The organism is Streptomyces sp. NPDC043427 (assembly GCF_056436655.1).
The window spans coordinates 39,210-58,166 of record NZ_JBWKCC010000024.1 but is presented as its reverse complement, the minus strand read 5'-3'; the positions used below and the strand labels follow the sequence as shown (position 1 = coordinate 58,166).

The 18,957-nt window shown below is 69.8% G+C and carries 17 protein-coding genes and 1 pseudogene; 8 read left to right on the top strand and 10 right to left on the bottom strand.

The genetic code is table 11. From position 1 onward, the window contains the following. Positions 1-134: 134 nt before the first annotated feature. The 3 genes from AC067M_RS31190 to AC067M_RS31180 all read right to left on the bottom strand — a co-directional run bounded on the left by AC067M_RS31190 (position 135) and on the right by AC067M_RS31180 (position 2,633). Positions 135-1,187, bottom strand: coding sequence for an aminotransferase class V-fold PLP-dependent enzyme (locus AC067M_RS31190; protein WP_478700378.1), 1,053 nt, complete (start codon positions 1,185-1,187; stop codon positions 135-137). Between the two features lie 103 nt (positions 1,188-1,290). Then, positions 1,291-2,010 (bottom strand): DsbA family oxidoreductase, encoded by a 720-nt coding sequence (locus tag AC067M_RS31185; protein ID WP_478700472.1) that lies wholly within the window; start codon positions 2,008-2,010, stop codon positions 1,291-1,293. Between the two features lie 89 nt (positions 2,011-2,099). Continuing rightward, positions 2,100-2,633, bottom strand: a complete 534-nt coding sequence (locus AC067M_RS31180) for an N-acetyltransferase family protein (RefSeq protein ID WP_478700377.1) — start codon at positions 2,631-2,633, stop codon at positions 2,100-2,102. Positions 2,634-2,749: 116 nt separating this feature from the next. Between AC067M_RS31180 and AC067M_RS31175 the strand changes: the two genes are divergently transcribed. Then, complete coding sequence (locus AC067M_RS31175; protein WP_478700471.1) at positions 2,750-4,117, top strand: MFS transporter; 1,368 nt, start codon at positions 2,750-2,752, stop codon at positions 4,115-4,117. Here AC067M_RS31175 and AC067M_RS31170 read toward each other — a convergent pair. Both AC067M_RS31170 and AC067M_RS31165 read right to left on the bottom strand, forming a co-directional pair. Beyond that, a complete protein-coding gene (locus tag AC067M_RS31170) occupies positions 4,056-4,664 on the bottom strand; it encodes a DUF1349 domain-containing protein (protein ID WP_478700376.1) in 609 nt (202 codons plus the stop codon). The genes AC067M_RS31175 and AC067M_RS31170 overlap by 62 nt on opposite strands. Positions 4,665-4,781: 117 nt before the next feature. Beyond that, positions 4,782-6,311 carry an aldehyde dehydrogenase (NADP(+)) gene (locus tag AC067M_RS31165; RefSeq protein WP_478700375.1) on the bottom strand — a complete coding sequence of 510 codons (1,530 nt, stop codon included), beginning with the start codon at positions 6,309-6,311 and terminating at the stop codon, positions 4,782-4,784. Positions 6,312-6,446: 135 nt separating this feature from the next. Here AC067M_RS31165 and AC067M_RS31160 point away from each other — a divergent pair, with 135 nt between their 5' ends. The 3 genes from AC067M_RS31160 (at position 6,447) to AC067M_RS31150 (ending at position 9,314) form a co-directional block, all read left to right on the top strand. Continuing rightward, on the top strand, positions 6,447-7,220 hold the full coding sequence (locus AC067M_RS31160) for an IclR family transcriptional regulator (RefSeq protein WP_019067473.1): 774 nt from the start codon (positions 6,447-6,449) through the stop codon (positions 7,218-7,220). 3 nt (positions 7,221-7,223) lie between these two features. Beyond that, positions 7,224-7,694: a GNAT family N-acetyltransferase gene (locus AC067M_RS31155; protein WP_478700374.1), complete on the top strand. Its 471-nt coding sequence runs from the start codon at positions 7,224-7,226 to the stop codon at positions 7,692-7,694. A 171-nt stretch (positions 7,695-7,865) separates the two neighbouring features. After that, positions 7,866-9,314, top strand: a complete 1,449-nt coding sequence (locus AC067M_RS31150; RefSeq protein ID WP_478700373.1) for a peptidoglycan D,D-transpeptidase FtsI family protein — start codon at positions 7,866-7,868, stop codon at positions 9,312-9,314. A 41-nt stretch (positions 9,315-9,355) separates the two neighbouring features. On the opposite strand, the gene AC067M_RS31145 is transcribed toward AC067M_RS31150, so the two are convergent. Continuing rightward, positions 9,356-10,807 carry an NCS2 family permease gene (locus tag AC067M_RS31145; protein WP_478700372.1) on the bottom strand — a complete coding sequence of 484 codons (1,452 nt, stop codon included), beginning with the start codon at positions 10,805-10,807 and terminating at the stop codon, positions 9,356-9,358. Between the two features lie 269 nt (positions 10,808-11,076). Here AC067M_RS31145 and AC067M_RS31140 point away from each other — a divergent pair, with 269 nt between their 5' ends. Continuing rightward, complete coding sequence (locus AC067M_RS31140) at positions 11,077-11,643, top strand: SigE family RNA polymerase sigma factor (protein WP_478700371.1); 567 nt, start codon at positions 11,077-11,079, stop codon at positions 11,641-11,643. Beyond that, positions 11,640-12,497 carry a hypothetical protein gene (locus tag AC067M_RS31135; protein WP_478700370.1) on the top strand — a complete coding sequence of 286 codons (858 nt, stop codon included), beginning with the start codon at positions 11,640-11,642 and terminating at the stop codon, positions 12,495-12,497. Before AC067M_RS31140 ends, AC067M_RS31135 begins: the two co-directional genes overlap by 4 nt. Before the next feature lie 30 nt (positions 12,498-12,527). Here AC067M_RS31135 and AC067M_RS31130 read toward each other — a convergent pair whose 3' ends face one another. Further along, positions 12,528-12,773, bottom strand: coding sequence for a hypothetical protein (locus tag AC067M_RS31130; RefSeq protein WP_478700475.1), 246 nt, complete (start codon positions 12,771-12,773; stop codon positions 12,528-12,530). Here AC067M_RS31130 and AC067M_RS31125 point away from each other — a divergent pair. Beyond that, positions 12,700-13,023 (top strand): annotated as a pseudogene (locus AC067M_RS31125) (pectate lyase); the annotation flags it as partial. The gene AC067M_RS31130 and the pseudogene AC067M_RS31125 sit on opposite strands and share 74 nt — an antisense overlap. 325 nt (positions 13,024-13,348) lie before the next feature. On the opposite strand, the gene AC067M_RS31120 reads toward AC067M_RS31125, so the two are convergent. Continuing rightward, positions 13,349-14,533, bottom strand: a complete 1,185-nt coding sequence (locus tag AC067M_RS31120; RefSeq protein WP_478700369.1) for a right-handed parallel beta-helix repeat-containing protein — start codon at positions 14,531-14,533, stop codon at positions 13,349-13,351. A 200-nt stretch (positions 14,534-14,733) separates the two neighbouring features. On the opposite strand from AC067M_RS31120, the gene AC067M_RS31115 reads away from it, so the two are divergent. Beyond that, positions 14,734-16,929 (top strand): glycoside hydrolase family 43 protein, encoded by a 2,196-nt coding sequence (locus AC067M_RS31115; RefSeq protein WP_478700368.1) that lies wholly within the window; start codon positions 14,734-14,736, stop codon positions 16,927-16,929. Here AC067M_RS31115 and AC067M_RS31110 read toward each other — a convergent pair. Together AC067M_RS31110 and AC067M_RS31105 are read right to left on the bottom strand one after the other, a co-directional pair. After that, complete coding sequence (locus AC067M_RS31110) at positions 16,926-17,723, bottom strand: HAD family acid phosphatase (RefSeq protein WP_478700367.1); 798 nt, start codon at positions 17,721-17,723, stop codon at positions 16,926-16,928. The two genes, AC067M_RS31115 and AC067M_RS31110, sit on opposite strands and share 4 nt — an antisense overlap. A gap of 90 nt (positions 17,724-17,813) precedes the next feature. Further along, positions 17,814-18,926: a right-handed parallel beta-helix repeat-containing protein gene (locus tag AC067M_RS31105; RefSeq protein ID WP_478700366.1), complete on the bottom strand. Its 1,113-nt coding sequence runs from the start codon at positions 18,924-18,926 to the stop codon at positions 17,814-17,816. Positions 18,927-18,957 lie beyond the last annotated feature (31 nt).

The following is an 18,957-nucleotide window of genomic DNA, read 5'->3' as shown; positions in this document are numbered from 1 at the left end:
GCGACCATGCACCAGGCAGCTGACCTTCCACACCTCCCCCCCCCCCCCCCCCCTCCCCCCGCTCCCCCCCCCCCCCCCCCCCCCCCCCCCCCCCCCCCCCCGCTTCCGTGTGTTCAGCCGGGCGTGGCGTCGGCTCAGCCCGCCAGCACGTCCAGCAGCCGGTCCACGTCCGCGGCCGTGTTGTACAGGTGGAAGGCCGCGCGCAGGTTGCCCGCGCGGTCGGAGACCTGGATGCCCGCCTCGCCCAACTCGGGCTGTCGGTAACCGAGTCCGGGCACGGAGACGATCGCCGAACCGGGGGCGGGCACGGGCTCGTGGCCGAGTGTGGCGAGTCCCGCCCGGAAGCGGTCGGCGAGGGAGACGTCGTGGGCGTGCACGGCGTCCACGCCGAGCTCCTCGATCAGATCGAGGGAGCGACGCAGCCCCGCGAAGGTGAACAGGGCGTGGGTGAGGTCGAACCGCCGTGCGGAGTGGGCGAGTTCGGCCACGGGCCCGTAGCAGCTGTCCCAGGGCCGCTCGGCGGCGACCCACCCGGCGAGCACGGGCGTCAGCCCGCCGAAGTCCTCCGGGACCACCAGGAAGGCCGTGCCGTGCGGGCCGAGCAGCCACTTGAAGGAGACGGACGCGGAGTAGTCGTGGGCGTCGGCGTCCATCGGCAGCCAGCCGGCGGCCTGGGAGAAGTCGACGTAGGTGCGCGCCCCGTGCGCCTGCGCCGCCTCGCGCAGGGCGGGCAGGTCGGCGATCCGGCCGTCCGCGGACTGGGCGGCGCTGACCGCGACGAGTGCCGTGCCGGGGCGGACGGACTCGGCGATCCGCTCCAGCGGCACCGTGCGGACCTTGAGGTCGCCGCGGACGTGGAACGGGTTCAGTACGGAGGTGAAGTCGTCCTCCGCCGTGAGGACTTCGGCGCCCGCGGGCAGCGAGGCGGCGATGACGCCCGTGTGCGCGGCGACGGAGGCGCCGACCGCCACCCGGGTGGCCGGGACACCGGCGAGCCGGGCGTACGCGGCCCGGCAGGCCTCCACGTCCTCGTACAGCGCGGTCAGCGGCCTGCCCTCGGCCCGCAGCAGCGCCGCCTCGTGCAGGGCGGTGACCGTACGGGCCGGGAGCAGGCCGTTGCTCGCGGTGTTGAGGTAGGTGTTCTTCGGGGCGAACTCGGCGCGGACGAGGGTCTCGAAGGTCTCCATGGGTCCACTGTGGGCCCCGGAGACCTCCAGGTCCATTGCGGATTCCTGCAGGATGCCCCCAACGAACGCTTATGGATCCGCCCCGACCTGCGTCTTTCCCGGCTCAGCCCTGCTGCGGCACCGCGCACCCGTCCGGACCGCACGCCTCGGCGCCGCCCTCGTCCAGCAGCTTCAGCGGCGAGCGCTCACCCCACGCCTGGGTCAGCGCCTGGGCGAAGACCTCGGCGGGCTGCGCGCCGGAGACCCCGTACTTGCGGTCGAGGACGAAGAAGGGCACGCCGTTCGCGCCGAGTTGGGCCGCCTCGCGCTCGTCGGCGCGCACCTCGTCGGCGTAGGCGGCCGGGTCGGCGAGGACCTTGCGGGCGGCCTCGGCGTCGAGACCGGCCTCGACGGCCAGCTCCACGAGCCGCTCGTCGCCCTCGGAGAAGAGCGAGCGCTCCTCGGCGAAGTTGGCCCGGTACAGGATCTGGATCAGCTCGTCCTGCCGGCCCTGCTCCTTGGCGAGGTGCAGCAGGCGGTGCATGTCGAAGGTGTTGCCGTGGTCGCGGTCCCGGGTGCGGTAGTCGAGGCCCTCGGCGGCGGCCTGCGCGCCCAGGTTGTCCTCGCCGGCCTGGGCCTGCGCCTCGCTCATGCCGTACTTCCTGGTGAGCATGGTGATCACGGGCTGGACGTCACCCTTGGCACGGCCCGGGTCCAGCTCGAAGGAGCGGTGCACCACCTCGACGTCGTCGCGGTGCGGGAAGGCCTCGAGCGCCTTCTCGAAGCGGGCCTTGCCCACGTAGCACCAGGGGCAGGCGATGTCGCTCCAGATCTCGACGCGCATGGTGTCGGCTCTCTCCAGGGTCGTGCGGGGCGCGGAGACTCCCTCCGCCGGGTCCATGAACGTTCAAGCAGCCGCTTTCATTCCCCGGTTCATTCCCCGGTGACCCGGTAGCGCAGATAGAGGTGGTGGTCCCCCTCGGCAGGCGGGTTCTCCGGGGCGGGCTCCCATCCCTGGCGGGTGTAGAAGGCCTGGGCCCGCCGGTTGTCGACGTGCACGTCGAGGACGGCGCTTCGCCGGCCGTCGGCCCGCCACTGCTCCACACAGGCCGCGTGCAGGGCCGTACCGATGCCGGCGCGCCAGTGGTCGGGGTCGACGTGGAACTGGAACAGCTTGACCGTGTCCGCGGGAGCGCCCTCCGGCGTACGGAACTCCGAGGTACGCAACTCCGGGGTACGGAATGAGGCGAGGCCGACGATCCGGCCCCGTTCGACGACGCACAGCACGTGGCTGCCGGGCCGCTCGATCGCCGCGCGCCAGCTGGCCACCCAGTCGACGCCGTCGTCGGGCAGACCGTCCGGGTAGTACGTCGCCCGGGCCCGCACGTGCAGCGCGGCGACGGTTTCCGCCTCGGCGGGCAGGACGCTGCGGATCACTCGGCTTCCGGTCACTCGCTCACTGATCATGCAACCGATGACGTGGTCCCGGCCACACACGGTTCCGGCGATACCGTGGGGGGAGGGCCGCCGATGTTCCCCGGCATGGAGGCACGACCACGGATCCCCTCACGCGGAACACACAACTGGCCGACGGGAGACGCCGGCCGGCGTCCTCCCCCGCTCTCACCCTCACCGCCGCCCTCCTGGGCTTCGCCCTGATCACCCTCGACGCGTCCGTGGTGAACGTGGCCCTGCCGTCGATCGACTCCGCGCTGGGCGGCGGAATGTCGGGCCTGCAGTGGGTGGTGGACGCGTACACCCTCTCCTTCGCGTCCCTGATGCTCTCCACGGGCGCCTTCTCGGACCGGGCCGGGGCCAGCCGCGCCTACGCGATCGGCATCGCGCTCTTCACGCTCGCCTCGGCGGCCTGCGGCCTCGCACCGAGCCTGCCGGCCCTGATCGCGGCCCGCACCGTGCAGGGTCTCGCGGCAGCCGTCGTCCTCCCGGCGTCACTCGCGCTGGTGCGACAGGCGTACCCTGATCCGGCCCGCCGGGCCCGGGCGACGGCCGTGTGGACGGCGGGGGGTTCGGTGGCGGTGGCCCTGGGGCCGGTGGCGGGCGGTGCGCTGACGACGGCCTGGGACTGGCGGGGCGTCTTCTTCATCAACCTGCCCCTGGGCGCCGTGGCCCTCGCCCTGCTGCTGCGCGCGCCCCGCTCCGAGCGCCGCCCGGCGCCCCTGGACCTGCCCGGCCAGGCGACGGCCGCGCTGGCCCTCACCGCCCTCGCCTTCGCGGTGATCGAGCGCGGCCCGGCGGGCTGGGCCACCGCCGTCGTGGCCGCTGTCGCGGGGGTCGCGTTCCTGCGCATCGAAGCACGGCAGCCGAACCCGGTGGTCCCGCTGGAGTTGTTCCGCAGCCGGGCGGTGACAGCGGCGGTGGCGGCGGGCGCCGCGTGCAGCGTGGCCTTCTACGGCGTGGTGTTCGTCTTCTCGCTCTTCTTCCAGCAGGTGCAGGGCCGCTCCGCGCTGCACGCCGGGCTGGTGTTCCTGCCGATGACGGCGCTGATCGGAGTGACCAACGTGCTGGCGGGAAAGCTGGCCGGCCGGTACGGCCCGCGCCTGCCGATGCTCCTGGGCCAGGGCCTCGCCGCCGCGGGCCTGCTCGCCCTGCTCCACGTCGACGCCGGCACGTCTCCCGCCCTGGTGGCCGCGCTGTTCGTCCCGCTGGCCGTGGGCTGCGGGCTGACCGTGCCGCCGCTGACCGCCTTGATGATGGACTCGGTGCCCGGTGAGCGCGCCGGCCTGGCGGCCGGCGTCCTCAACGCGGCGCGCCAGGTGGCCGGCGGCCTGGCCGTCGCCGTCTTCGGGGCGCTGGTCTCCGGCGCCTTCGTGACGGGCATGCGTATGTGCCTCGCCATCGCCGCGGCTCTGTTCGGGGTGACCTTGTTCCTCAGCTTCCGTCTCTCAGGTCGCGGGGCCAGTTGGGCCGGAACTCGAGGTGGTCATAGGTGACCACACACCCCTCCCCCATCGGCGACTGCGCCAGGAAGCCGACCAGCGCGGCCCCGGTCTCCTTCTCCTCACCCAGCGTGAACAGCCGCACGAAGATCCACCGCTCACCGTCCCGCGAGGCGTGGAAGGCGAAGGCCCGCCCGGTCCGGCTGACCCGCAGCCAGATGGAACTGCCCTCCACGGTGAACGAGTTGGCGTCGTCGGAGTGCCCCCGGGTGACCACCGTGCACACGGTGGGCACATCCGGGGAGTACTCCAGACAGAGCTTCGCCCAGGCCCGCTCCCCGACGTGCACGTACAGCACCCCGGCGTCGAACGCCGCGCCGAACCCCACGGTCACCCGTGCGATCAGCTGAAAGTCCCCTTCGGGCGACCCCAGCAGCCGCGGCGCGTCAGAGGCCGGATCCAGCCCCTCCCCGGTAGGCGGCACAAAACGATCCTGCCGCGGCCCGGCCCACCCGGTGAGCACCCCGTCCTCGTAGGTCCAGTGACCGTCGGGCCCGTAGGTACGGAAAGGGAAAGGCAGTTCGGGAAATTCGAAATCCATTGACCTATCGTCTCAGGCTCAGTGGAGACACTTGAGGGGCGCGGGGAACTGCGCGATCAGCCACGGACAACCCGCAGCCCGCAATCCACCCGCACCCCTACGGCGAACCGCGAAGCGCTACCGCTCGAGCCGCCCGTTGAACCGACGAGGCAGCCCCAGCGGATTCTCGTCCCGCAACTCCGCCGGCAGCAGAGCCTCAGGCGCCCCCTGATAGGCAACCGGCCGCAGCCACCGCTCAATGGCCGTCCCACCCACCGACGTGGACGTGGACGTCGTCGCGGGGTACGGCCCACCGTGATGCTGGGCCTGCGCCACGGCAACCCCCGTCGGCCACCCGTTCACCAGCACACGCCCGGCCAGCGGCGTCAGCTCCGCGAGGATCTCCGCCCCGCGCCCCTTGCCCGCAGCCTCGTCGGTCGACAGGTGCACCGTCGCGGTGAGGTTGCCGGGCAGCCGGTCCAGCACGCTCTTGGCCTGAGCCTCGTCCTCGTACCGGACGACGACCGTGACAGGCCCGAAGCACTCCTCCAGGAGCAGGTCGTGCTCACCGGACGTGGCAAGCTTCTCCGCCGGAACCGTGAGGAACCCCGCACTGACCGTGTGCTCGCCGCCCGCACCCGGGGTCACCGGCGTCTCGACGTCGGAGAGCTCCGCTCGCTCGGCGACCCCGGCGACGAAGTTGTCCCGCATGCGGTGATCGAGGAGAACCCCCGCGTCGGTGTCGCTGACGGCATCCGTCAGCGACTTGACCAGCCCGTCACCGGCCTCACCGGAGGGCACGAGCACGAGCCCGGGCTTCACACAGAACTGGCCGACGCCCAGCGTCATCGAGCCGGCAAGACCCTGGCCGATCGCCTCCGGCCGCTCGGCCGCCGCCGCCTCGGTGACGACGACGGGGTTGAGGGAGCCGAGCTCACCGTGGAACGGGATCGGCACCGGACGCGCGGCCGCCGCGTCGAACAGCGCCCGGCCACCGCGTACCGACCCGGTGAAGCCCGCCGCGGCGATCAGCGGGTGCTTGATGAGCTCGATGCCCGCCTCGAAGCCGTGGACGAGGCCGACGACGCCCGCGGGGATGTCGTGCGCGGCGGCGGCGCGGCGCAGGACGCTGGCGACCAGCTCGGACAGGGCCGGGTGGTCGGGGTGGGCCTTGACGACGACCGGGTTGCCGGCCGCCAGGGCGCTCGCGGTGTCACCGCCTGCGACGGAGAAGGCGAAGGGGAAGTTGGACGCCGAGTAGACGGCGACGACACCCAGCGGCACCTTGTAGCGGCGCAGGTCCGGGATGGGCGGGGTGGCGGTGTCGTCGGGGTGGTTGATGACGACGTCGAGGAAGGCGCCCTCGTCGACGATGTCGGCGAAGGCCCGCAGCTGGAAGCAGGTGCGGGCGAGCTCGCCGTTCAGGCGGACCGGGCCGAGGGCGGTCTCGGCGTCGGCGACCTCGACGAGGTGCTCCTTGGCCGCCTCGAGCTCGGCGGCCGCGCTGCGCAGGAAGGCGGCGCGGACGGTGCGGTCGGCGAGCGCCCCGCGCGTGTCGTGCGCGGCGCGGACGGTGGCGTCCACCTCCTGGGCTGTGGCCTCGACCGCAACCTGTTCACGCTGCTTCCCGGTTCGGGGGTCGACACTCCAGACTGGTGCTGCTGCCACCGCGGGTCCCTCCACATGTAATGCCGCAGTACTACTTACGTCATCACCAGGGGCGTTCGATATACTGAACGCCGTCTCTGATGATGAATGATGTGCTCGGAGACTATTTCCCGTCGAACGAAGGGGTCAAGGGCGATGTCGGCTGGCGAGACGGGGGGCGGAGCGCAGGTCAAGTCCGCGGTGCGGACGGTTGAGCTGCTCGAGTACTTCGCCGGCCGCCCCGGTATGCACTCCCTCGCGGCGGTCCAGGAGGCCGTCGGGTATCCCAAGTCCAGCCTGTACATGCTACTGCGCACGCTCGTGGAGCTGGGCTGGGTGGAGACGGACGCGACGGGCACGCGGTACGGCATCGGCGTACGGGCGCTGCTCGTGGGCACCTCGTACATCGACGGTGACGAGGTGGTCGCGGCGGCCCGCCCGACACTGGACCGGCTGTCGGACGACACGACGGAGACGATCCACCTGGCCCGCCTGGACGGCACGAACGTCGTCTACCTCGCCACCCGCCAGTCGCAGCACTACCTGCGCCCCTTCACCCGCGTGGGCCGCCGTCTGCCCGCGCACTCGACCTCGCTGGGCAAGGCGCTGCTGAGCACCTACTCCGACGAGCAGGTCCGCAAGATGCTGCCGGAGACGCTGCCGGCCCTCACCGAGCACACCATCACGGACCGGGAGAAGCTCATCGAGGAGCTGCACCAGGTGCGGGAGCAGGGTTTCGCCGTGGACCGCGAGGAGAATACGTTGGGCCTGCGCTGCTTCGGCGTGGCGATCCCGTACCGCACTCCGGCCCGTGACGCGATCAGCTGCTCGGTGCCGGTGGCGAGACTCACGCCCGCTCACGAGCAGATGGTGAAGGACGCCCTGTTCGACGCGCGTGACCGACTGACGTTGGCGACCCGGAGGCTCTGAACGGTGCGGGTGGTACTGCGAGAGGTGCACGACAGCGACCTGCCGGTGTTCTTCCGGCTGTTGAACGACCCGGAGGCCGCCCGGATGGCGGCCTTCACCGTCGAGGATCCCGCGGACCGGGACGCCTTCGACTCCCTCTGGAAGCGCATCCGCTCCTCCGACGACGTCGCGCGGACCGTCCTGGCGGACGGTGACGTGGTCGGCAGCGCGGCAGTGTACGGGGAGCCGGGCGAGCGCGAGGTCACGTACTGGGTCGACCGCGCCTACTGGGGCCGCGGCGTCGCGACAGCCGCCCTGCGCGGCCTCCTCGCCGAGGTCTCCGACCGCCCCCTCTACGCCCGCGCCGCCGCCGACAACGAGGGGTCCCTGCGCGTTCTCCAGAAGTGCGGCTTCCGCCTCAGCGCGACAGCCCGGGGCTTCGCGAACGCCCGCGGCGAGGAGATCGACGAGGTCGTGCTGACGCTGGAGGGGTGAGGCGCTGCATTCCTGCGCCATGCGCCCCTGGGCGAAGAGGCGACCGCCATCTTCCTCCAGCATCTCGCCTGATGCCCGCCCACCGCGCCCGAGCGGGTTTCATGAACACAGGATGAGAAAGCCGGGCGCATGGGAACGATCCACTCCACGTCGAACGTCTTTATGACTGGGATGAACAAGACGATCAGGCGGGCATCCGTCTTCGCGCTGCTCCTCGTGTTCGCGCTGCTGGTCAGGGCCACATGGGTGCAGTTCTACGACGGCACTGCTCTCGCAGACGACAAGGACAACCGGCGCAACGCGATCGAGACGTACGCGGAGCCGCTCGGGAACATCATCGTGGCCGGCAAGTCCGTCACCGGCTCGACCCGGTCGGGGAGCAGCGACCTCGCGTACAAACGCACGTACACGAACGGCGCGTTGTACGCGGCGGTGACCGGCTACGCCTCCCAGGCCTACGCGCCGACCCAGTTGGAGGGCATCTACGCCGACCTCCTCAACGGCACGGACACGCGCCTGAAGACCGTGATGGACACTGTCACCAACAAGCGTGCCGACCCGGGCAACGTGATCACGACGATCGACCCGGACGTGCAGAAGGCGGCGTACGACGCGCTCGGCGACAAGAAGGGCGCGGCCGTCGCCATCGACCCGAAGACCGGCAGGATCCTCGCGGTGGTGTCGACGCCGTCGTACGACCCGTCGTCGCTCACCGACGCCAACACCGCCGGCAAGGCGTGGACGAAGCTCACCAAGGACCCCGAGAAGCCGCTGACCAACCGGGCGTTGCGGCAGCCGCTCCCGCCCGGCTCGACGTTCAAGCTGGTCGTGGCGGCGGCCGCGCTGGAGGACGGGCTGTACTCGTCGGTGGACGAGAAGACGAAGAGCCCCGACCCGTACCCGCTGCCGGGCTCCTCCAACGACCTGGGGAACGAGAACCCCAACGCCCCCTGCGCCAACGCCTCCATCCGCACCGCCCTGCAGTACTCGTGCAACAACGTCTTCGGCAAGATGGCCGTCGACCTGGGGCAGGACAAGGTGAGGGCGATGGCCGACAAGTTCGGCTTCAACAACGACGCCCAGGACGTGCCGGTGCGCGCCTACACGAGCCTGTACCCCTCGGACATGGACGGCGCGCAGACGGCCCTCAGCGGTATCGGCCAGTTCGACGTCACGGCGACCCCGCTCCAGATGGCGATGGTGTCGGCGGCGATAGCCAACGGCGGCAAGCAGGTCTCGCCCCACATGGTGTCCCAGATCACCGACAGCGGTGGCGACGTCCTGAAGGACTACGACGACGACACCACCACGAAGGAGATCGTCAGCTCCTCGACCGCCGAGCAGCTGGAGTCGGCGATGCAGACGGTCGTCGAGAAGGGCACCGGCACCAACGCGAAGATCTCCGGCGCGACGGTCGGCGGCAAGACCGGTACGGCCCAGCACGGCGAGAACAACAGCCAGACGCCGTACGCGTGGTTCACGTCGTATGCGAAGGCCGGCGACAAGGAGGTCGCCGTGGCGGTCATCGTGGAGCAGTCCAACGCGGCGCGGTCCGAGGTCAGCGGCAACGGCCTCGCCGCGCCGGTCGCGAAGGCGACGATGGCGGCTGCGCTCAAGTAACCACGGGTGAGGGGACGGTCCGACCGGACCGTCCCCTCACCTCACTTGACGCCCAGGATCTGCTCGATCGGATCGATCGCGAAGTACACCACGAACAGTGCCGACGCCCCCCACAGCAGCCAGTGGACCTCCCTCGCCTTGCCGAGGACCGTCTTGATCACGACGTAGGCGAGGAAGCCCGCGCCGATGCCGTTGGTGATCGAGTAGGTGAACGGCATCACGGCGATGGTGAGGAACGCCGGGATGGCGATCTCGTACTTGTCCCAGTCGATGCTCTTGACCTGGGTCATCATCAGGAAGCCGACGGCGACGAGCGCGGGGGCCGCGGCCTGGAGCGGGACGATGGTGAGCAGCGGGGTGAGGAACAGGGCGAGGGCGAAGAGCCCGCCGGTGACCAGGTTGGAGAAGCCGGTGCGCGAGCCCTCGCCGACGCCGGCCGCGGACTCGATGTAGGAGGTTGCGGAGGAGGCGGAGGACGCGCCGCCGGCGACCGCGGCCGCGCCGTCGATGAGCAGGACGCGGCCGAGGCCCGGCACCTTGCCCTCCTCGTCCAGCAGGCCCGCCTCCGCGGTGATACCGACGACGGTGCCCATGGTGTCGAAGAAGTCGGACAGGATCAGCGTGAAGATCAGCAGCACGACGGTGATGGCGCTGGTCTGGCTGAAGGCACCGAACAGGCTGAAGTGACCGATGAGTCCGAAGTCGGGGGTGTCGACGACCTTGTCGGGCCAGGCCGGCGTGGTCAGGCCCCAGGTCTTGATGTCGGCGATCGAGTTGATGACGATCGCCACGACCGTCATCGTCACGATGCTGATGAGGATGGCGCCCTTGACCTTGCGGGCGAGCAGCCCGATGGTCAGCAGCACACCGAGGCAGAACACCAGGATCGGCCACCCGGCGAGGGTGCCGGTGCCGCCGAGCTGCACCGGCACCGTGGTGCCCGCGGCGTCGGGGATACGGCTGACGAAGCCGGCGTCGACGAAGCCGATGAAGGCGATGAACAGGCCGATGCCGACGCTGATCGCCTGCTTCAGCGGCTGCGGGATGGCGTGCATGACGGCCTCGCGCAGGCCGGTCACCACCAGCACACAGATCAGCAGGCCCTCGACGACGATAAGGCCCATCGCGTCGTCCCAGCTCATCAGCGGGGCGATCTGGAAGGCGACGACGGCGTTCAGTCCGAGGCCCGCCGCCAGCGCCAGGGGCAGGTTGCCGCCGACGCCCATGATGATCGTCATAACGGCGGCCACTAGAGCGGTGGCGGTGGTGAGTTGGACGGCGTCGAGTTGGTGGCCGAACTTGTCCTTGGCGCTGCCCAGGATGATGGGATTCAGGACAAGGATGTAGGCCATCGTGAAGAACGTGGCGAAGCCGCCGCGTATCTCCCGGCCGAAGGTGGATCCCCGCTCGGAGATCTTGAAGAACCGGTCGAGGCTGTTCACCGCAGGTGGCGAGGCACTTGACCGGTTGGCCACCTTCTGCGTTTCGGACATGGACGGACGCTCCTTGCTGCCTGCTCGAACGGTGTGCGGATGCTGGCTGGATTGTTCCCTCGTTGAACCCGTTCCAGGTTTTCGCCGTGTTACGGAATCGGGTTCGGGCGACCATACGGCGTTCGAAGCCCCGTACGAACCAGGTGGATGATCACTGCTACGCTTCCCGATCTCGTCCCGGCCCCTCCCCGGGGCATCCTCGCGTCATTCACATGACACGCACAGGCACCCCGTGAGGTGCCGGAAGTCGCACCGAGAAGAGGTCACCCGTGGGCACAGTCGTCGACGACGCCGCCTCCGTGGAATTCCATGCCTTCTTCGAACGCCACTACGCCGAACTGTCCCGTCTCGCCCACCTGTTGACCGGCGAGTCGGACGCCGCCGACGATCTGGCGGCGGACGCGCTGTTGGCCCTGTGGAACCGCTGGGACCGGGTGCGCGCGGCCGACCATCCGGTGGCGTACGCGCGCGGCGTCGTCGCCAACCTGGCCCGCACCCGCATCCGCAGCGCCGTGCGCGAGCGCCGCAGGATCGCCCTGTTCTGGTCGCAGCGCGAGGAGAAGTGCGAGAACCCGGACGTCGCGGGCGTGGTGGACGTCCAGTCGGCACTGCGTAGACTCCCCTTCCGCAAACGGGCCTGTGTGGTGCTGCGACACGCTTTCGACCTCTCGGAGAAGGACACCGCGCTCGCCCTCGGGATCTCGGTCGGTACGGTGAAGAGCCAGACCTGCAAGGGAGTGGCCGAGCTGCAGAGACTGCTCGGTACGGACAGAGCTCCGCAGAGAGTGCACGCGGCGATGGCGCGCACCGGTGAGGCCGGAGGAAGGGACCGATGACGATGCAGCGGGACGTGCACGACGAGCTGCGCGCCCGGCTGCACGAGGCGGCCGGGTCCCATGAGCCGGACCGCGCGCGCATCCTGGCCAGGATCGAGCGCGGCATGACCGAGAAGGACCGGCGCGACCACCGGACGACGCGACCGGCGGTGCTGGGCTGGGCGCGCATCGTGGGCGCCACGGCCGCCGTGGCGGGCATGCTGGCGGTCGGCGGCTACGCGGTGGCGTCGGCGGTGAAGGACGAACCCCCGCAGCAGCAGACGGTGCAGGCCTCGCCGACGCCGGTGCGCTCGCCCGACGCGACCAGCCGTCCGCCCGCCTCCCCGTCCCCGAAGCCGAGTTCCGGTGGCCGGTCGGACGCGGAGAAGCCGAGCCCGAAGCCGTCGCGCACCCCCGAGTCCGAGCCGTCCGCCTCCGGGCCCGCGCTGCCGCCGTCGGACGGGGTCGAGGACGGCCCGCTGTGGTCGGACGGCTCGGTGGACCCGCACAGCAACGACTTCTGGGCGCAGAGCAACCTCACCCTCAGGACCTCCCAGCAACTCACATCGCTGACCGTGCAGTTGAAGGTCGCCCAGACCGGCGGGGTCTCGTCGTCGGGCGCCTGGCGCTCGCTGCCCGAGGACGACTTCACGCTGAAGGTCGGCGAGAAGGACGGCTTCCTCGTCTACACCTGGGTGCTCAAGGAGGGCCGTACGGTCCAGAAGGGCGAGTGGGTGTTCGCGGGGCAGTACAACCACGACCGGGGTGGCCGGGACGCGCGCAAGGACAGCTACGGGATCACCGCTACCGCGAACGGCGAACAGCGCGCGGTGGGCGGCGACTTCGCGGCGCAGGACGACGAGGGCGACTCGTAGAGAAGTTCCGAAGGCGGGGCAACCCTTTCCTCACCGGTGGCGACCAGAAGGCGCGAGAGTCACCACGCACTTGAGGAAATGGTTCATGACTGCTCCTGCACCAGGCCGCGTCCGGCACCGTCGCGACGTCACCAAGCGGCGTGCGCTGATCGCGGGCTCCGCCGCGCTCGGCATCACCGGCGCGACGATCGTCACCACGACGATGCTCACGTCGGCCGGCGCGGCGTCCGCCTGGCCGACAGCCTCCGGCAGCAAGTCCGTCTCCTCGACGATCAAGGTCTCCGGAACCTACGACGGCAAGCTCAAGAAGTTCTCCGGTGCGGGCGAGCTGGGCGGCAGCGGCCAGGAGGAGGGCCAGGACCCGGTCTTCGAGCTGGCCGACGGCGCGGTCCTGAAGAACGTGATCATCGGCACGCCCGGTGCGGACGGCGTCCACTGCAAGGGCTCCTGCACCCTGCAGAACGTGTGGTGGCTGGACGTCGGCGAGGACGCCGCCACCTTCAAGGGCAAGTCCTCCTGCGCCGTGCAAGGAACCGACGGAGCTCGGCGTGGGCGCGGACGGAAAGACCTGCAAGTTCTCGTCATCAGACATCACGTACAAGTAAGCGGATCTTCCAGAAGTTCGTGCTGCGGGAACAACCACCTGTTCACTTTTGGCGTCTCTTCCGGTAGATGGAAGACACACCTTCTCAATAGACCTGCTGGCCTGAGCCCCCCTCGGCCAGCAGCAGCCGACCTGAGCCCCCCTCGGTCGGCGCCAGAACGCCCCGCCGGTGACGACCGGCGGGGCGTTTCAGCGCCCCCGAGGGGGCGCGGGGAACTGCGCGAGAAGCCACGGGCACCCCGCACCGTCAATGCGTCGTCGACCCGATGCTCGCGGACCCCGTCGTCAAGAACACGGTGGCCGGCAAGGAGCCATCGGCCGCGCGGGGACCGTACGCGCTCGTCGCGTCCGTCGATCTGAAGGGGGGCGTGCTCACGCCGGCGTCCCAGTTGTTCGCCGCGGACACCGTCGCCCTGCCCAGCTTCGACAGTCCCCCCTTGTTGCCCACCGCCAGGTTGCGAGCCAGTCGGGCCTTCCCCGTGGCGAAGGAGAAGCCCGCCTGGGCGTTGGAGTACGCGGTGTTCCGGTTCAGGGTCACCGCGCCGGTGTTGGAGTTCTGGGTGAAGCCGTTCAGCGTGTTGTCCCAGGCCGCGTTGTTGTTGACGACGTGGGCGACGGCCACGCCTCCCCCGCCCAGCTCGAAGCCGTTGCCGTTGCCGTTGCCGTTGCCGTTGCCGTTGCCGTTGCCCTGGAACGCGGAGCCCCCCCAGCGGTTCCTGCCGTTGCCGAAGGCCCAGGTGTGCTCGATGGTGACCGGGGAGGAGAACTGCCAGAGGTCGAGGCCGTCGTCGGAGTTGTTGTACAGCCGCGCGCCGGTCACCTTGTTGCCCGTTCCCGAGCCGAACTTGACGGCGATCCCGTCCGCGTTCCGGCCGTGCCCGGCGGGGTCGTGGTTGCCGTGGCTGTCCAGGTTCTGCACGAGGTTGTCGACCGTGTGGTCGCCGCGCAGGGTGAACCCGGAGTCGCCGTTGTGGGCCGTGACCAGGTTCTTGAAGATCCCGCCGGTGGAGGAGGTGACGACGAGGCCCTGGGCCGGCGAGTTCTGGAAGGTGAGGTTCTGGACGGTCCAGTAGCTGCCGTAGACGCCGGTGAGCCAGGAGCCTGCGGCCAGCTTGGAGCCGTCGATCCTCACCTTCTCGGCGCCGTACGCCTGGAGCGTGATGCGGTTCGAGCGGGTGCCGCTGGCGGTCGACTTGAGGGTGGCCGTCGGATAGTACGTGCCGCCGCGCACCTGGATGACGGTGCCCGCGGTGGCGTTGCGCACGGCCGACTCCAGTTGCGTGGTGCCGGCCACGGTGACCGTCGTCGTGGCGGCCTGGGCACCGCCGTTCGACAGGCCGAGGTAGACGCCGCCCGCCCCGGAGGAGAGGGCCACCGCCGCGGCGATGGAGAGCGTACCCGTCCTGCGGTGGCGTCCGGTGCTCTGACGCACTGGGCGTTCCTTTCCTAGGGGGAAGCTACGCGGTCCAGTCGCCGCCGTGGCGGATGACGTTGCCGCCCCGCCCGAAAACCCTCGAAACTTTCGCCGCCCGTCGTCCCACCCCTACCTGTTGACGTGCTGTTTCCCGCTCGTAAAACTCCGAAGGCGCCCCACCGTCCAACAGAATCCCCCACACTCCGACAGGACTGCCCATGCGCCCGAGAGTCGTGCTCGTCGCCTGCCTCGCCCTCCTGCTCACCTTGTTCACCGCCCCGCCCGGCACCGCGCACTCAGGAGCCCCACCCGTGAACCACCCCAAGTACGCCGGCTACCTCTTCGCCTACTTCACCGGCGAGGGGACCGCCGACGGCGAGCAGATCCGCTATGCGCTGAGCCGCGGCAACGACCCGCTGCACTGGCGTGAGCTGAACGCCGGCAAGCCGGTCCTGACCTCGACCATCGGCGAGAAGGGCCTGCGCGACCCCTTCGTGATCCGCTCGCCCAAGGGTGACAAGTTCTACCTGATCGCCACCGATCTCAGGATGTACCAGAACAGCAGCGGCAGCTGGGACCAGGTGCAGCGGCACGGCAGCAAGTCGATCATGGTGTGGGAGTCCACCGACCTGGTCCACTGGACCGACCAGCGCCTGGTGAAGGTCTCCCCCGACAGCGCGGGCAACACCTGGGCGCCGGAGGCCTACTGGGACGACTCCCTCGGGGAGTACGTCGTCTTCTGGGCGTCCAAGCTGTACGCCGACGACGACCCCGACCACACCGGCTCGACGTACAACAAGATGCTGTACGCGACTACAAAGGACTTCCGCACCTTCAGCGCGCCGAAGGTCTGGGACGACCCGGGCTACTCGGTGATCGACTCCACGGTCGTGAAGCACAAGGACACCTACTACCGCTACACCAAGGACGAGCGCGACCCGACCTCCAGCTCGCCCTGCTCGAAGTTCATCACCGCGGAGAAGTCGACGTCCCTGACCTCCACGAAGTACGACTTCGTCGCGGACTGCGTCGGCAAGGGCGCGATGGACCGCGGTGAGGGTCCCACGGTCTTCAAGTCCAACACCGAGAAGAAGTGGTACCTGTTCATCGACGAGTACGGCGGCCGCGGCTACGTCCCCTTCGAGACCACCGACCTCGACTCGGGAAAGTGGACTCCCTCGACGAACTACCAGCTTCCGGCCAGCCCCCGGCACGGCACGGTGCTCCCGGTGACGCAGGAGGAGTACGACCGGCTGCTGGCCGCGTACCCGGCCGGCCCCACGTCCGTCGTGGACGCGACGGTGAAGGACCAGAAGGGGTACGCGATCGTCACCGAGAGCGCCTCGAAGGTCGTGCTGCCCATGCGGCCCGGCGCGGACCTCAGGCACCTCGCCCCGAAGCTCTGGCTCGGTGAGGGCGCGAAGGTGAGCCCGAGGTCCGGTACGCGCCGCGACTTCCGCACCCCGCAGACGTACACCGTGACGGCCGCCGACGGAACGAAGCGCACCTGGACGGTCGAGGCAGTGGCCACCCGCAGCCCGGTCCTGCCCGGCCTCAACGCCGACCCCGATGTGCACTACCTGAACGGCGAGTACTGGATCTACCCGACGACGGACGGCTTCCAGGGCTGGAGCGGCACGCGGTTCAAGGCGTTCTCGTCGAAGGACCTGGTCCACTGGAAGGACCACGGCGTCATCCTCGACCTGGGCCCCGACGTGAGCTGGGCCGACAAGAACGCCTGGGCCCCGGCGATCGCGGAGCGCGACGGCAAGTACTACTTCTACTTCTGCGCCGAGCAGCAGATCGGCGTGGCGGTCGCCGACTCCCCCGCCGGTCCGTTCAAGGACGCGCTGGGCAAGCCGCTGGTCGCGAAGGGCGGATCGCTGAGCGGCCAGATGATCGACCCGGCGGTGTTCACGGACGACGACGGCCAGGCGTACCTCTACTGGGGCAACGGGCACGGTTACGTGGTCCCGCTGAACGACGACATGGTGTCGTTCGACGCGTCGAAGGTGAAGGACATCACCCCGGACAACTTCCGCGAGGGTTCCTTCGTGATCAAGCGGAACGGCACGTACTACTTCATGTGGTCCGAGGACGACACCCGCAGCGAGAACTACCACGTGGCCTACGCGACGGGACCGTCCCCGCTCGGCCCGTGGACCAAGCGGGGGACGATCCTGTCGAAGCGCCCCGAGTACGGCATCCTCGCCACCGGCCACCACTCCGTGGTGAACACACCCGGCACCGACGACTGGTACATCGTCTACCACCGGTTCGCCCTGAACGGCCCCGGCCTGCCGGGCGGTGACGGCATGCACCGGGAGACGACGATCGACCGCATGGAGTTCGCGGCCGACGGCACGATCAAGCCGGTGGTGCCGACGCTGGAGTCGGTGAAACCGGTGCGCTAGCTGACGAAGTACGTCGGGTTCGGCAGCTTGTACGTCCGGTCGGCGTGGCCGCCGTCGAGGTCGGAGTACTGGTCGCCGAAGTTGGCGATGATCTCGTACCCGAGGTCGTCCTCGATGTGCCCCCGGGTGCCGGACTTGTACTGCACCGTCGTGCAGGTCCACGTACCCGGCGTGGCGCACGCGCCGAGGTAGGACGGCGGGTGCGCCTTGTCCTTGAGGAACATGTGGTCGGCGTCGAGGTTCACATCGGCGCCGACCTTCTTCAGGTTCTCGACGGCGGCGGAGCGCTGCGCCTCGCTGAGGCCCGAATTGTAGAAGACCTCGACGCCCTTCTTCTCGGCGTACCGCACGAGCTCGGGGCTGCCGAAGACGGCCGGGCGGTCGGCCCGGTTCACGTAGGCCGCCCAACTGTCGGCGTTGTAGGTGTAGTTGTAGCGCTTCTCGTAGTCGAGGCTGAGCAGCAGCGTGTCGTCGATGTCGAACACGACCGCGGGCTTCTCGTGCCGGTGGTGGGCCTTGCGAGCGGCCTGGTCGATGTACTTGCGGGCGGCGGCGTCGAGGCGGGCGAGGTCCTTGGCGTACGGGCTGTCCGGTGACGCCTGGTAGACACCGTTCGCGTCGGCCGTGGTGCCGTAGTAGGTGTCGATGTCCTTGACCAGGAGCCCGATGTTGTACGGCTCGTGGGTGGAGTTGGCCGTTGACTGGCCTGCCGTGGCGGCGCCGGCGCCGTAGAGGCCGGCGCCCGCGACGGCACACGCTGCGGCGATCGCCGCGATACGCAGTGACTTATGCATGACAGGTTTCTACGCGCGTCACCCCCGAAGGCGCGAGACCCCACGGGCAAAAAACGGGTCAAGCGCCCCGGGATGCGGGCGGGACACAGGTCAGTTCATGGTCGATCCGATGGTCGTGCTGCCCGTCGTCAGGAACGTGGTGACGGGCAGCGCGCCGTTGGACTGGCGGGCGTTGTAGGTGCTGGACGCGTCCGTCGACCTGAACGCGGGCGTGGAGATCCCGGAGTCCCAGTTGTTGCCGGACGACACCACCGACGACCCCTTGTTGACCAGGCCGCTGCCGTTGCCCACGGCGAGGTTCTTGCCGAGCCGGGCCGCGCCGGTGGCGAAGTAGTAGCCCCACTTGGCGTTCTTGTAGGCGGTGGTGCGGTTGATGACGATCGCGCCCTTGTTGGAGTTCTCGGTGAAGCCGTTGCCCGCGTTGTCCCAGGCCGCCGAGTTGTTGACGACGTGCGCGACGACCTCGCCGTCACCGCCCAGCTTGTAGCCGTTGCCGTCACCCGCGAACGCGGAGTCGCCCCAGCGGTTCTTGCCGTTGCCCATGGCCCAGGTGTGCTCGATGGTCACCGGCGAGGAGAAGGACCAGAAGTCCAGGCCGTCGTCGGAGTTGTTGTAGAGGCGGGCCCCGGTGACCAGGTTGCCCGTGCCCGAGCCGAACTTGATGGCGAGGCCGTCGGCGTTCTCGCCGTGGCCCGCGGGGTCGTAGTGCCCGTAGGAGTCGAGGTTGCGGACGGTGTTGTTGACCGTCCCGTCTCCTGTGAGGGTGAAGCCGGAGTCGCCGCCGTTGATGGTCTTGACGTTGTTCCAGTTGGTGCCGGTGCAGGACTGGCAGACGACCGCGCTGTCCGGGGAGTTCTGGAAGGTGAGGTTGGAGACGTTCCAGTAGTCGGCGGTCAGCTTGAAGATCCAGTCGCCGTCGGGGAGGCTCCCGCCGTCGATCTTCACGGTCTCCGTGCCGTACGCGGTGAGCGTGATCGGGCTGGAGGAGGTGCCGTTCTTCGTCGACTGGAGGGTGGCCGTCGGGTAGTAGGTGCCGCCGCGCACCTGGATGACCGTGCCGGCGGTGGCGTTCTTGATCGCGTTGGACAGGTCGGTGGAGTTGCTGACGACCACGGTCGCGGCCTGGGCCTGGGTGGGGAGAACGGCGAGGCCGGCGCCGAGGGCGAGGGTGGCGCCCAGGGTCAGAGCGGTACGACGCGACATGGTGTGGGGACCTTTCGTCGAGCGGTGTGGG